Source organism: Streptomyces sp. RP5T (assembly GCF_003933965.1).
Lineage (GTDB): Bacteria > Actinomycetota > Actinomycetes > Streptomycetales > Streptomycetaceae > Streptomyces.
The window spans coordinates 1-13953 of sequence record NZ_RSAJ01000204.1 but is presented as its reverse complement, the minus strand read 5'-3'; the positions used below and the strand labels follow the sequence as shown (position 1 = coordinate 13953).

General features: G+C 70.8%; 13 protein-coding genes. 10 read left to right on the top strand and 3 right to left on the bottom strand.

Annotated features, from left to right (window positions below; all coding sequences use genetic code 11):
* Both EHS43_RS21650 and EHS43_RS21645 read right to left on the bottom strand, forming a co-directional pair.
* Positions 1–1186 (bottom strand): exo-alpha-sialidase (locus EHS43_RS21650; protein WP_260470641.1); only part of this gene is annotated, 1186 nt, incomplete at its 3' end.
* Positions 1187–1336: 150 nt separating this feature from the next.
* Positions 1337–2254 (bottom strand): zinc-binding dehydrogenase, encoded by a 918-nt coding sequence (locus tag EHS43_RS21645; protein ID WP_125192425.1) that lies wholly within the window; start codon positions 2252–2254, stop codon positions 1337–1339.
* Positions 2255–2392: 138 nt separating this feature from the next.
* Here EHS43_RS21645 and EHS43_RS21640 point away from each other — a divergent pair, with 138 nt between their 5' ends.
* Complete coding sequence (locus tag EHS43_RS21640; RefSeq protein WP_125192424.1) at positions 2393–2830, top strand: MarR family winged helix-turn-helix transcriptional regulator; 438 nt, start codon at positions 2393–2395, stop codon at positions 2828–2830.
* Positions 2831–3103: 273 nt separating this feature from the next.
* On the opposite strand, the gene fdhD is transcribed toward EHS43_RS21640, so the two are convergent.
* Positions 3104–3952, bottom strand: coding sequence for a formate dehydrogenase accessory sulfurtransferase FdhD (gene fdhD / locus EHS43_RS21635; protein WP_125192423.1), 849 nt, complete (start codon positions 3950–3952; stop codon positions 3104–3106).
* A gap of 261 nt (positions 3953–4213) precedes the next feature.
* On the opposite strand from fdhD, the gene EHS43_RS21630 reads away from it, so the two are divergent.
* From EHS43_RS21630 to EHS43_RS21595, 9 genes are all read left to right on the top strand, one after another.
* On the top strand, positions 4214–5548 hold the full coding sequence (locus tag EHS43_RS21630) for an OFA family MFS transporter (protein ID WP_125192422.1): 1335 nt from the start codon (positions 4214–4216) through the stop codon (positions 5546–5548).
* On the top strand, positions 5514–5651 hold the full coding sequence (locus tag EHS43_RS46555; protein ID WP_167364525.1) for a hypothetical protein: 138 nt from the start codon (positions 5514–5516) through the stop codon (positions 5649–5651). The genes EHS43_RS21630 and EHS43_RS46555 overlap by 35 nt, the downstream gene beginning before the upstream one ends.
* A 148-nt stretch (positions 5652–5799) precedes the next feature.
* Positions 5800–6738, top strand: coding sequence for a beta-ketoacyl-ACP synthase III (locus EHS43_RS21625; protein WP_125192421.1), 939 nt, complete (start codon positions 5800–5802; stop codon positions 6736–6738).
* A 121-nt stretch (positions 6739–6859) separates the two neighbouring features.
* Positions 6860–7537 (top strand): GntR family transcriptional regulator, encoded by a 678-nt coding sequence (locus EHS43_RS21620; RefSeq protein WP_125192426.1) that lies wholly within the window; start codon positions 6860–6862, stop codon positions 7535–7537.
* Between the two features lie 156 nt (positions 7538–7693).
* Complete coding sequence (locus EHS43_RS21615) at positions 7694–8875, top strand: ROK family transcriptional regulator (protein ID WP_125192420.1); 1182 nt, start codon at positions 7694–7696, stop codon at positions 8873–8875.
* 84 nt (positions 8876–8959) lie between these two features.
* Complete coding sequence (locus EHS43_RS21610) at positions 8960–10483, top strand: sugar ABC transporter ATP-binding protein (protein WP_125192419.1); 1524 nt, start codon at positions 8960–8962, stop codon at positions 10481–10483.
* Positions 10480–11499, top strand: coding sequence for an ABC transporter permease (locus tag EHS43_RS21605; protein ID WP_125192418.1), 1020 nt, complete (start codon positions 10480–10482; stop codon positions 11497–11499). The genes EHS43_RS21610 and EHS43_RS21605 overlap by 4 nt, the downstream gene beginning before the upstream one ends.
* Positions 11500–11516: 17 nt before the next feature.
* Positions 11517–12557: a substrate-binding domain-containing protein gene (locus tag EHS43_RS21600; protein ID WP_125192417.1), complete on the top strand. Its 1041-nt coding sequence runs from the start codon at positions 11517–11519 to the stop codon at positions 12555–12557.
* Positions 12558–12715: 158 nt separating this feature from the next.
* Entirely contained in the window at positions 12716–13918 is a 1203-nt protein-coding gene (locus EHS43_RS21595; protein ID WP_125192416.1) for a Gfo/Idh/MocA family protein, read from the top strand.
* Positions 13919–13953: the final 35 nt, after the last annotated feature.

The following is a 13953-nucleotide window of genomic DNA, read 5'->3' as shown; positions in this document are numbered from 1 at the left end:
GGTCGGGGGTGGTCGGGTCGGGGCCACGGCGCGGGGCCAGCGAGTCCTCGGTGAAGCGGGCGAAGCGGATCTCGTCGCGCGCGTCGGCGGTCCCGCCCTCGTACAGCAGACCCACCGTGTCCTCGTCGACGGGGGCCATGTCGGAGTAGCCGGACCAGTCGTCGGTGACGACCGTGGCGCGGTCGGGGGTGTCCCAGGTGCGGCCGCCGTCGTAGGAGGAGCGGATCGTCATCGTGCGACGGCGGTCCGGGTCCGCCGGACAGGACAGCAGCAGACGCTCGCCGAGGCCGAGGGTGGCGCACTGGACCTGCGGCGCGTACAGGTCCGGGACGGCCCGGAACGGGGCGGCGAAGCTGTCGCCGCCGTCGGGACTGACGGCCTGGGTGCGGTGACCGAGGTCGGTACCGTCCTGCTCACGTCCGCTGACGAGGACCGAGCCGTCGGCGCGCTCGGTGACCGTGACCTCGGAGGGCTTCTGCCGGAAGGTGCCGTCGGCGGCGACCGGCCATGAGTCCTTGGCGCCGACCCGCCAGTGCTCGCCGCCGTCGTCGCTCACCACCAGCGCCGCGTGGTTCGCGCTCATCCGACTGCCGTCCCAGGTCTCGGCGTTGACACCGAACACCAGCCGCCCGGCGTGCGGGCCGTGGGCGAGCTGGATGCCGTGCACGGGGCCGGTGGCGTACCAGGAGTTCCGGGGTGGGCTCAGGAGCTCGTCGCTCAGGTCGCGCGGCGCGGACCAGGTGCGGCCCTCGTCGTCGCTGTACCGCAGGTGCGGGGTGCGGTCGCAGGGTGCCCGGCAGTTCCCGCTGTCCGCACGGCCCGTGTTGTACGTCTCGGCCAGCAGGACGCGGCCCGTCTCTCGGTCCACCACCGGGGCCGGGTTGCCGTGGGTGTCGCCCCCGCCCTCGTCGACCACCTGGAGGGGACCCCAGGTGCGGCCGCCGTCCGTGGACCGCTTGAGGACGATGTCGATGTCGGTGGCGTCCCCGCAGTTGAGGACCCGGCCCTCGGCAAAGGCGAGCAGGGTGCCACCGGTCGTCCGGACGATCGCCGGGATGCGGAAGCAGGCGTAGCCGGGATCCCGGTCGGCCCTGAAGAGGATCTGCTGCTCGAAGCCCGGGGACAGGAAGGAGGGCCGGGCGTGCGCGGTACCCGGCAGGGCGAGCAGGGCGGCGGTGGCGGACACGGCGGTCAGGGAGGATCTCAGACGTGCGCGACTCGACGTCACGGGCGCCCTTTCGGTTGTCCGTACATCCGGTTCATCCGGAAATGTGACCTGGGGTCACGGACGGTAGTTCCGCGCCCCTTCCCTCACAAGAACCCCGCGCGTGTCCCCTCACGGATGGAGTACGACCTTCCCGAGGTTGCGCCGCGCCTCGATCACCTCGTGCGCCTTCGCCGCGTCCTCCAGCGCGAACTCCCCGTGCACGACGGGCCGCAGGGTGCCGTCCAGGAACTTCGCCCACAGCTCGTTGCGCCACCGCTCGTACAACTCCGGTCGCTCGCGGGCGATCCGGGCCATCTGGAAACCGGTCACGGACTTGGCGCCGACGAGAAGGTCGTACGCCCGGATCGTCCCGCCGCCCGAGCTGTACGCCACCAGCCGCCCGCCCGGGGCCAGGGCGGCGAGCGCCGGGGTCAGCAGCTCACCGCCGACCGCGTCGAGGGCGTAGTCGACGGGTTCCCCCCAATCTCCTTCCGTGTAAAGGACGGTGGTGTCCGCGCCCAGCGAGCGCACGAACTCCTCCTTGGCCGGGTCGGACACCGCGCCCACCACCCGGGAGGCGCCCCGGCTCCGCGCGAGCTGCACGGCGAGGTGGCCGACCCCGCTCGCCGCGGCCGTGATCAGCGCCGCCTCTCCGGGTTCGGCGCGGGCCGCCTCCAGCGCGCCGAGCGCCACGAGCCCGCTGCGGACCAGCGCGACCGCGTCGACGGCCGACGCGCCGTCGGGGACCGGCGAGGCCATGGACTCGTGCAGCAGCGCGAAGTCGGCGTAGCCGTGGCCGAAGCACAGCCCCGTGACCCGTTCACCGGACCGGAAGCGGGTGACTCCGGTGCCGACGGACACCACCTCACCGGCGAGCTCGCCGCCGAGCGGCACCGGCCGCGCGGCCTCGGTCACCTTGCGCACCACGGGCAGCGTGACGCCGACCGCCTCGCAGCGCACGAGAAGCTCACCCGGGCCCGGCTCGGGGACCGGCACCTCCTCCAGGAACAGCGGACCACCCGTGGACTCGTACCGGACGCGACGCATGGAACGACCTCCCGACAATTCATTGGAGCTCCCAACGATAGAGGGAGAGTCGTTGGGGAGCCCAATGAATTCGGCGGTCCGGTCGCCCGACGGATCGGATCGTGGGGACGCCCCCTGACGTGTGGCTAGGCTGGCCGCATGGCCGAAGCACCCCTCCCCGCGATCCGCTCCCTCCCCAGCTGGCTCCTCGGGCGCGCCGCCGCCCGCGGACGGGCCCTGGTCGCCGAGGCGCTGGCCACCGAGGGCATGAAGATGTGGCACCACGTGGTGCTCTCCGCCGCTCGCGACCTCGCCCCCGTCGCCCAGGCCGACCTCGGCCGCGCGGTGGGTCTCGACCCCAAGGACCTGGTCGGCATCCTGAACGACCTCCAGTCCACCGGTCTCGTCCTGCGCACGCCCGACCCCGCGGACCGCCGCAAGAACGCGGTCACCCTCACGGACGAGGGGGCCCGGCTGCTGAAACGCTGCGAGAAGGCCGCCCGCCGGGCCAACGACGAGCTGCTCGCCCCTCTCTCCACGGCCGAACGCGCGCAGTTCATGAGCCTGTTGACCCGGATCTCCGGCACGGAGGGCTGACGGCGGAGGGCGTTGGGTCGTGCCCGGGCCTCTCGCGCCCCCTGACCAGCGCCCTCGTACTCGTCGATCGGATGGACCGGAACGTCACGCTGCCCCTGGTGCCCGCAAGGGCAACGAAGTCCTGGCTGTGGTACAGGAGTTGACCTCGGCCTTCCGCGCGGTGGCGCACCCGTCGTGCTCGTGCGCTTCTCGACTTCCCCTGTCTGGAGCGCTGGTGACGGTAAATCAGGTGCGCTTCGTGGCGGGCTGACCACTCGGGCCCCGGAGTGCCGGTCAGGTCTGGGCGGCCGTCGCCTCCAGGGCGAGTCGGTGTTCTCCCGCGTACACGTTCATCGAGTGGCCGCGGAGGAAGCCGACGAGGGTGAGGCCGGTCTCGGCGGCGAGGTCGACGGCGAGGGAGGAGGGGGCGGAGACGGCGGCGAGGACGGGGATGCCGGCCATGACGGCCTTCTGGGCGAGTTCGAAGGAGGCGCGGCCGGAGACGAGGAGGATCACGCGGCTGAGCGGGAGGTCGCCGTGTTGGAGGGCCCGGCCGATGAGTTTGTCGACGGCGTTGTGGCGGCCGACGTCCTCGCGGATGTCGAGCAGGTCGCCGGTGTCGGTGAAGAGGGCGGCGGCGTGCAGGCCACCGGTGCGGTCGAAGACGCGTTGGGCCGCGCGGAGCCGGTCGGGGAGGTCGGCCAGCAGGTCGGGATCGATGCGCAGTGGGGGAGCGTCATCGATGGGCCAGCGGGTGGTGGTGCGGACGGCGTCCAGGCTGGCTTTGCCGCACAGGCCGCAGGAGGAGGTGGTGTAGACGTTGCGTTCGAGCGTGATGTCGGGGACGGTCACGCCCGGGGCGGTGGTGACGTCGACGACGTTGTAGGTGTTGGAGCCGTCGGCGGTGGCCCCGGCGCAGTAGACGATGTTCTGCAGATCGCTCCGGCGAGCCAGGACGCCCTCGCTGACGAGGAAGCCGGCCGCGAGGGCGAAGTCGTCACCGGGGGTGCGCATGGTGATGGCGAGGGGTTTGCCGTTGAGCCGGATCTCCAGTGGTTCCTCGGCGACCAGGGTGTCGGGGCGGGAGGAGACGGCCCCGTCGCGGATGCGGATCACCTTGCGTCGTTCCGTGACTCGTCCCATGTGTGCCTCAGTCCCGGTTCTGTACGAGCTGGTAGCCGAACGGCCCTTGCTGCAGATCCATTGTCCTTCACCCGGAACGTGACCCCGAAACCACCTCTGACGAATACTGTCTACAGTATGCTTTGTGGTCCGGCAAGAGCACGCAGCGCTCAGCCCGAAACCGGCCGGTACGACCGTTCGTCGCGTCCCGGATACCGCTCATCGCATACGGTCGACGCGTCGCCTTCTCAACCCACCTGTTTCTTCCTACCGTTCGGGATCATGAGTCCCCCTGTCGCGCCCCCGGGCTGGAGCCGCTGGCTCGTCCCCCCGGCCGCTCTCTCGGTCCATCTCTCCATCGGACAGGCGTATGCCTGGTCCGTGTTCAAGCCGCCGCTCGAGTCCGCGCTCGGCCTCAGCGGCACGCAGAGCGCACTGCCCTTCCAGCTCGGCATCGTGATGCTCGGCCTGTCCGCCGCGTTCGGCGGCACGCTGGTCGAGCGCAACGGGCCGCGCTGGGCGATGACGGTGGCGCTGATCTGCTTCTCGTCCGGTTTCCTGCTCTCCGCTCTGGGGGCGGCCACCGAGCAGTACTGGCTGATCGTCCTCGGCTACGGCTTCGTCGGCGGCACCGGCCTCGGCATCGGTTACATCTCGCCGGTGTCCACCCTGATCAAGTGGTTCCCCGACCGGCCCGGAATGGCCACCGGCATCGCCATCATGGGCTTCGGCGGCGGCGCGCTCATCGCCTCGCCCTGGTCGGCGCAGATGCTGGAGTCCTTCGGCTCCGACAGCTCCGGGATCGCCCTCGCGTTCCTCGTGCACGGGCTGTCGTACGCCGTCTTCATGCTCCTCGGGGTCCTGCTGGTGCGCGTGCCGCGCAGCGAGAAGCCGGTCGAGAACGCGCCCAGCGCCTTCGACGGCCCGCAGGTCTCGGCACGGGGCGCGGTGCGCACACCCCAGTTCTGGTGTCTGTGGATCGTGCTCTGCATGAACGTCACCGCGGGCATCGGCATCCTGGAGAAGGCCGCCCCGATGATCACCGACTTCTTCAAGGAGACCTCGACCCCGGTCTCGGTGTCGGCCGCGGCCGGTTTCGTCGCGCTGCTGTCGGCGGCAAACATGGCCGGGCGCATCGGGTGGTCCTCGACGTCCGACCTGATCGGACGGAAGAACATCTACCGCGTCTACCTGGGCGTGGGAGCGGTGATGTACGGGCTGATCGCCCTGTTCGGCGACTCCTCGAAGCTGCTGTTCGTCCTGTGCGCGCTGGTGATCCTCTCCTTCTACGGCGGCGGCTTCGCGACGATCCCCGCCTATCTGAAGGACCTCTTCGGGACCTACCAGGTCGGCGCCATCCACGGCCGGCTGCTCACCGCCTGGTCCACGGCCGGTGTCCTCGGCCCGCTGATCGTGAACTGGATCGCCGACCGCCAGGAGGAGGCGGGCAAGAGCGGCTCCGCCCTCTACGGGATGTCCTTCGTGATCATGATCGGATTGCTCGTCGTCGGGTTCGTCGCCAACGAGCTGGTCCGCCCCGTCAGTGCCCGTCATCACATTCCCGCACCGAGGGAGGCCGCCGATGTCACAGCCCGACAGCAGTCAGAGTCCGCCTGACCGGCGACCGCTCATCGCCCTGGCCTGGGTGTGGGTGGGCGCACCGCTTGCCTACGGGCTCTACGAGCTCGTGCAGAAGGCGACGCAGTTGTTCACCAAGTAACTGTTCGGCAGGTGTTCGGGCGTCCGAAGGGGTGAGGGAAGCCGACAACCAGGGCGCCCGTTTCCTGTGGCCTTACGTGCCCGCGTACCCGTGAGTCACTGATCAGACTGGTGGATCCCGCTACCCAAGGCAACGAGGGGGACCCTCCATGAACGGCTCGCGGATCGCCGCAGTCGGCCACTACCAGCCCGCCAAGGTGCTCACCAACGAGGACCTGGCGGGCCTGGTCGACACCAGCGACGAGTGGATCAGGTCCCGGGTGGGCATCCGGACCCGCCACATCGCCGGTCCCGACGAACCGGTCGACGAGCTCGCCTCGCACGCCGCCGCCAAGGCGCTGGCCTCGGCCGGGCTCACCCCGGCCGACATCGACCTGGTCCTGGTCGCCACCTCGACCGCCGTCGACCGCTCCCCGAACATGGCCGCCCGGGTCGCCGCCCGGCTCGGCATCCCCTCGCCCGCCGCGATGGACGTCAACGTGGTGTGCGCCGGCTTCACCCACGCGCTGGCCACCGCCGACCACACCGTCCGGGCGGGGGCGGCGACCCGGGCGCTGGTGATCGGCGCCGACAAGATGTCCGCGGTGACCGACTGGAGCGACCGCACCACCTGTGTGCTCGTCGGCGACGGGGCCGGCGCGGCGGTCGTCGAGGGGGCCGAGGTCCCCGGTATCTCGCCGGTGCTGTGGGGGTCGGTGCCCGAGATGGGGCACGCCGTGCGGATCGAGGGCGAGCCGGCGCGGTTCGCCCAGGAGGGGCAGAGCGTCTACCGCTGGGCGACCACGAAGCTTCCTGCGCTGGCCCGGCAGGCCTGCGAGCGCGCGGGACTCACCCCGGCGGACCTCGCCGCGGTCGTGCTCCACCAGGCGAACCTGCGGATCATCGAGCCGCTCGCGCAGAAGATCGGCGCGGTCAACGCCGTGGTGGCCCGTGATGTCACGGAGTCCGGGAACACCTCGGCGGCCAGCATCCCTCTCGCCTTCTCCAAGCTGGTCGAACAGGGCGTGATCTCGACCGGGGATCCGGTGCTGCTGTTCGGGTTCGGCGGGAACCTGTCCTACGCCGGTCAGGTCGTCCACTGCCCGTGACGCCCGCGAGGTGACGAGGCCGACGCACGGTGTGCCTGGCTCCTGTGCGCAGTAGACTGTAGACAAAAGGCAACCAGTCACAGGGTGTCCGGGGATGTCCGCCGCCGAGGAGGGGGCCGCGATGTTGTCGACAGGTCTGCCGCAGGGATCCGTGCCGAAGTTGGAGCGTCCCGGTCCGCTGCGTGATCGTGTGTACGGTGCGTTGCTGGAGTTGATCACTACGCGTGCTCTGCAGCCTGGTCAGCATTTGGTGGAGAGTGAGCTGGCGGGGCATTTGGGGGTGTCGCGGCAGCCGGTGCGGGAGGCTTTGCAGCGGTTGAACACCGAGGGGTGGGTGGATTTGCGTCCGGCGCAGGGTGCGTTCGTGCATGAGCCGACGGACGAGGAGGCGGATCAGCTGTTGACGGTGCGGACGTTGTTGGAGGCGGAGGCGGCCCGGCTGGCGGCGGCGAATGCGGGCAGTGCGGGTGTCGCGGCGCTTGAGGACTTGTGTGTGCAGGGGGAGCGTGCGGTGGCGGCGGACGACGTGGATGCCGCGGTCGCGTTGAACGCGCGGTTGCATGCGAAGGTGATGGAGTTGGCGGGCAACGCGGTGCTTGCGGAGTTGGCGGGGCAGGTGGATCGCCGGGTGCGCTGGTATTACACGCCGGTGGCTCGTCAGCGTGGCCGGCAGTCGTGGGTCGAGCATCGTGAACTGATCGCCGCGATCGCCGACCGCGACGAGCAGCGCGCCACACGGCTGATGCGCGAGCACACGGAACACACACGGACGTCGTATCACGCGCGTCAGCGGCCGTAGACGGGTCAACAGGGCCCCCGTCTTTGTCCTGGGAGTGGGGAAAGTCGGCATCAATCTGCGCACAGCTTCTTCCCAGGTGGGACAGCCGCTGCTACGTTCCCCTCGAAAGCCCGGCAGACAGTGGCCGAATGAGGCGGGGAGGGGCACGTGAGACGCATGACGGCACGTCCCGCGAACGCGCATCAGGCCAAGCTGCTCAAGCTGCTGCGTGACACAGGACCCAACTCCCGTGCGCAACTGGGCGATCAGGTCGACCTGTCACGGTCCAAGCTGGCCGTGGAGGTGGACCGGCTGCTGGAGACGGGTCTGATCGTGGCCGACGGACTCGCCGCCTCCCGCGGCGGCCGCCGCTCCCACAACATCCGGCTCGCCCCCAACCTGCGTTTCCTCGGCGTGGACATCGGCGCGACCTCGGTCGACGTCGCCGTCACCAACGCCGAACTGGAGATCCTCGGACATCTCAACCAGCCCATGGACGTCCGCGAGGGCCCGGTCGCGGTCTTCGAGCAAGTCCTGTCCATGGCCGCCAAGTTGCGGGCCTCGGGACTCGCGGAGGGCTTCGACGGCGCCGGCATCGGCGTCCCGGGACCGGTCCGCTTCCCCGAGGGCGTACCGGTGGCCCCACCGATCATGCCGGGCTGGGACGGCTTCCCCGTGCGGGAGGCGCTCAGCCAGGAACTCGGCTGCCCGGTCATGGTCGACAACGACGTGAACCTGATGGCGATGGGGGAGATGCACGCGGGCGTGGCCCGTTCCGTGGGCGACTTCCTCTGCGTCAAGATCGGCACCGGCATCGGCTGCGGCATCGTCGCCGGCGGTGAGGTCCACCGCGGGGTGACGGGCAGCGCGGGCGACATCGGGCACATCCAGGCCGTGCCCGACGGCCACCCGTGCGCCTGCGGCAACCGGGGCTGTCTGGAAGCCCACTTCAGCGGGGCGGCCCTCGCCCGGGACGCCGTGGAGGCGGTCGAGCAGGGACGCTCGGAGGAACTCGCCTCCCGGTTCGAGGCGAACGGCGAACTGACGGCCGTCGACGTCGCCGCCGCCGCGGCCGCCGGGGACGCCACCGCCCTCGACCTGATCCGTGAGGGCGGCAACCGGACCGGCCAGGTCATCGCCGGACTGGTCTCCTTCTTCAACCCGGGCCTGGTGGTGATCGGCGGCGGGGTGACCGGCCTCGGCCACACCCTGCTCGCCGCGATCCGCACCCAGGTCTACCGCCAGTCGCTGCCGCTGGCGACCGGCAACCTGCCCATCGTGCTGGGCGAGTTGGGCCCCACCGCCGGAGTCATCGGCGCGGCCCGGCTCATCAGCGACCACCTGTTCTCACCCGCGTAGGCACCCGTCCTCCCACGGCTCACCCGCACAGCGCTCTGCTCAGCCCTGCCCTGAAACCGGCCGCACGCCCGCCAAGGGGACCTCATGGCACCAGAACCAACGCTGCTCAGCATGTCAGGCATCACCAAGTCGTTCCCCGGAGTCCGGGCCCTCGACGGCGTCGACCTCGACGTCCAGGCCGGTGAGGTGCACTGTCTGCTCGGCCAGAACGGGGCCGGGAAGTCCACGCTCATCAAAGTGCTGGCCGGCGCCCACCAGCCCGACACCGGCCGCCTGCGCTGGCGCGGCGAGGAGGTCTCCCTCCGCTCGCCGATCGCGGCCATGCGCCTCGGCATCGCCACCATCTACCAGGAACTCGACCTGGTGGAGCACCTGTCCGTGGCCGAGAACGTCCACCTGGGCCATGAACCCACCACGGCGGGGTTCGTCGTACGGGGCAAGGCGGCCCGGCAGGCGACCGCCGCCCTGCTACGGCGACTCGGGCACCCGGAGATCGATCCGGCGCGCCTGGTGGGGGAGTTGTCGGCGGCACAGCAGCAGATCGTGTCCATGGCGCGGGCCCTCTCCCACGACGTGCGGCTCATCGTGATGGACGAGCCGTCCGCCGCCCTCGACCCGGACGAGGTCGACAACCTCTTCCGGATCGTCGGCGACCTCACCGCGGAGGGCGTCGCCGTCGTCTACATCTCCCACCGCCTGGAGGAGATCCGGCGGATCGGCGACCGGGTGACGGTCCTCAAGGACGGCCGGGCCGTCGCCGTCGGACTGCCCGCCAAGTCGACGCCGACGCGCGAGATCGTGGCGCTGATGACCGGCCGCAACGTCGAGTACGTCTTCCCGGAGCGGCCGCCCGCCGACGCGAAGGACCGGGGCGAGCCACTGCTGGAGGTCCAAGGACTGTCCCGCCAGGGCGAGTTCGAGCCCCTCGACCTGCTGATCCACCCCGGTGAGATCGTCGGCCTGGCCGGACTGGTCGGCTCGGGGCGCTCCGAGATCCTGGAGACGATCTACGGCGCCCGCAAGCCCACCGCCGGACAAGTCGCTGTGGACGGAAAGGCGTTGAAGCCCGGCAGTGTCCGCGCGGCCGTCCGTGCCGGCATCGGGCTCGCCCCCGAGGAGCGCAAGGCGCAGGCCCTGCTCATGCTGGAGTCGGTCACCCGCAACGTGTCCGTCTCCTCCATGTCCCGCTTCTCCCGGGCCGGTTGGATCGACCGGGGCGCCGAACGCGGCGCCGCCCGGGCGGCGACCCGCGAACTGTCGCTGCGACCCGACAACCCCTCCGTGCCCATCCGCACCCTGTCCGGCGGCAACCAGCAGAAGGCCGTCCTGGCCCGCTGGCTGCTGCGCGGCTGCCGTGTCCTGCTGCTCGACGAACCCACCCGGGGCGTCGACGTCGGCGCCCGCGCCGAGCTGTACGCGGTCGTCCGGCGCCTGGCCGACGAAGGACTGGCCGTGCTGCTGGTCTCCAGCGAGGTCCCCGAGGTGCTCGGCCTCGCCGACCGCGTCCTGGTGCTCCGCGAGGGCCGTGTCGTGCACCGGGCGCCCGCCCGCGAGCTCGACGAACACCGTGTACTCGACCTCGTCATGGAAGGAAGTCCGGCGTCATGACGCAGCCCGTGTCCCCGCCCAGGGGAAGCGCCGACAAGGTGCCTCCGGCGAGCGAACCGTCGGCCTGGCGGGGCGTGTTCGCCCGCGCCGACGTCCGCACCCTCTCCCTCCTCGGCGTGCTGGCCGTACTGATCCTCATCGGCGGCATCACCAAACCCGACGAGTTCCTCGACACCCGCAACCTCCAACTCGTCCTCACCCAGGCCTCGGTGATCGGTGTCGTCACCGTCGGCATGACCTTCGTCATCACCTCGGGCGGCATCGACCTCTCCGTCGGCGCGATCGTCGCCCTCGCCTCCGTGTGGGCCACCACCGTCGCCACCCAGGAGTACGGCTTCGCGGGCATCCTCTTCACCGCGGTGATCGTCGGAGTCGGCTGCGGCCTGGTCAACGGGCTGCTCATCGCGTACGGCGCCATGGTCCCGTTCATCGCCACCCTCGCCATGCTCGCCTCGGCCCGCGGACTCGCCCTGCAGATCACCGACGGCCGGACGCAGATCGTCACCGTGCCCTCCGTCCTCGACCTGGGCGAACGCGACGCCTACGTCCTCGGGATACCGCCGCTCGTCATGGTCTTCGCGGTCGTGACGATCATCGGCTGGCTGGTGCTGAACCGCACCACCTTCGGCCGGCGCACCGTCGCCGTCGGCGGCAACGCCGAGGCCGCCCGGCTCGCCGGCATCGACGTCCGCCGCCAGCGCCTCTACCTCTACCTGCTGTCCGGACTGTGCTGCGGCATCGCCGCCTTCCTGCTGATCATCCTGTCCGGCTCCGGCCAGAACACCAACGGCAACCTCTACGAGCTCGACGCCATCGCCGCCGCCATCATCGGCGGAACCCTGCTCAGTGGGGGGCGCGGCACCATCACCGGCTCCGTGCTCGGCGTCCTCATCTTCACCACGATCACCAACATCTTCGCCCTGAACAACCTGCAGAGCGACGTCCAGCAGATCGCCAAGGGCGCGATCATCGTCGCCGCCGTGCTGGTCCAGCGCCGTACCGCAAGCACGACCTGAGGAAAGGGTTCACGGATATGCCTGAGCTTACGAGCCGCAGAGGACTGCTCTTCGGAACCGCAGCCGTCGGGGCCGGTGCCCTCCTCGCAGGTTGCACCAGCAACGACTCCAAGGACGAGGCCCCGGCCGCGAACGACCAGCCGGCCGCGGACGACAAGCCGGGCAAGGCCGTCACCATCGGCTTCGCCGGCCCGCAGGCCGACCACGGCTGGCTCAACGCCATCAACGACAACGCCAAGAACCGCGCCAAGAAGTACTCGGACGTCACCCTGGAGATCACCGAGGGCTCCAACGACACCGCCCAGCAGATCGGCCAGATCGAGACCCTGATCAACAAGAAGGTCGACGTCCTGGTCGTCCTGCCCGCGGACGGCAAGGCCCTCACCCAGGTCGGACTCAAGGCGATGCGCGCCGGCATCCCGGTCGTCAACCTGGACCGGATCTTCAACACCCCCCAGGCGTACCGCTGCTGGATCGGCGGCGACAACTACGGCATGGGCCTCAACGCCGGGCACTACATCGGCCAGAAGCTCAAGGGGAAGTCGAACGCCAAGGTCATCGAACTGGCCGGACTCGACAACCTGGAACTCACCAAGCAGCGCACCAAGGGCTTCGACGACGCCCTGAAGAACTACCCCAACATCAGGAAAGTGGCCCGCCAGGCCGCCGAGTTCACGGTGGAGTCCGGGCAGGCCAAGATGGCCCAGCTCCTCCAGGCCCAGTCGAGCTTCGACGCGCTGTGGAACCACGACGACGACCAGGGCGTGGGCGCGCTGCGCGCCATCGACCAGGCCGGCCGCGACGACTTCCTCATGGTCGGCGGCGCGGGCGCCCTGTCCGCCTTCCAGGCCATCAAGCAGGACAACGGCGTCCTGAAGGCGACCGTCCTCTACCCGCCGACCATGGCCGCCTCAGCGATCGACCTCGCCCGCGCCCTCGGCCAGAGCAAGGGCATCAGCGGCCTCTCCGAGTTCGAGATCCCGGCCTCGCTCACCCTCTACTCGGCCGTCGTCGACAAGACCAACGTCGACCAGTACATGTCCACCGGCTTCAAGTGAGGCGTACCGATCCGGGACCTGCCCCACGGGATCGGCCGACGGCCGGCGGCAGCGCGCCCCGGCCGGACCGGTCCCAAGGGCAGGTCCCAGGAGCCCGGTTCGTCGACGGACCGGGCTGCACCCCCCACCGCGCCACGACGACGAGGAGGACATCGCGCATGGCACAGCCGCAGCAGTCAGAAGGGGCCGAGGCGCCGCCGCTCCGGGTCGGCATGGTCGGCTACGCGTTCATGGGCGCCGCCCACTCCCAGGGCTGGCGCACCGCCGGACGCGTCTTCGACCTGCCCCGCCGCCCGGTGCTCTCCGCGATCTGCGGACGGGACGCGGACGCCGTGCGCCGGGCCGCCGACCGGCACGGCTGGGCGGCCGCCGAGACCGACTGGCGGGCCCTGGTCGAGCGGGACGACGTCGACCTCGTCGACATCTGCACCCCCGGCGACAGCCATGCCGAGATCGCCGTCGCCGCGCTCGCCGCCGGCAAGCACGTGCTGTGCGAGAAGCCCCTCGCCAACACCGTCGAGGAGGCCCGGGAGATGACCCGGGCCGCCGAAGAGGCCCTCCGGCGAGGCCAGTTGGCGATGGTCGGCTTCAACTACCGCAGGGTGCCCGCCACCGCTCTGGCCCGCCGGATGGTGGCCGAGGGCCGGCTCGGCAGGCTGCGGCACGTCCGGGTGGTCTACCTCCAGGACTGGCTCGTGGACCCGGCGGCCCCGCTGACCTGGCGGCTGCGCAGGGAAAAGGCGGGCTCGGGCTCGCTCGGCGACCTCGGCGCCCACATCATCGACCTCGCGCAGTACCTGGCGGGAGAACCACTGTCCGGAGTGTCCGCCCTGACGGAGACCTTCATACGGGAACGGCCCCTGACCGGAGGAGCCGTCAAGGGCCTGTCCGCCGTCTCCGGGACCGGCACCGGCCAGGTCACAGTCGACGACGCGGCCCTGTTCACCGCACGCTTCACCTCCGGCGCCCTCGCCTCCTTCGAGGCCACCCGGTACGCCACCGGCCGCAAGAACGCCCTGCGCATCGAACTCAACGGAGACCACGGCTCGTTGGCCTTCGACCTGGAACGCCTCAACGAACTCGCCTACCACGACGCCACCGAACCCGGCACGCACGCCGGCTTCCGCCGCATCCTGGTCACCGAGCCCGACCACCCCTACCTGGACGCGTGGTGGCCGCCGGGGCACGGCCTGGGCTACGAGCACACCTTCGTCCACCAGGCCCGCGACCTCGTCCACGCGATCGCCGAGGGCCGCAGCCCCGAACCCTCCTTCGCCGACGGGCTTCAGGTGCAGCGGGTGCTCGCGGCGGTGGAGGAGAGCGCCGAGAAGAACTCCGTCTACACCCCGATCGCTGTCTGAGGAGGCCCGGAAGCATGCCGCGTCAGTTCACCCTG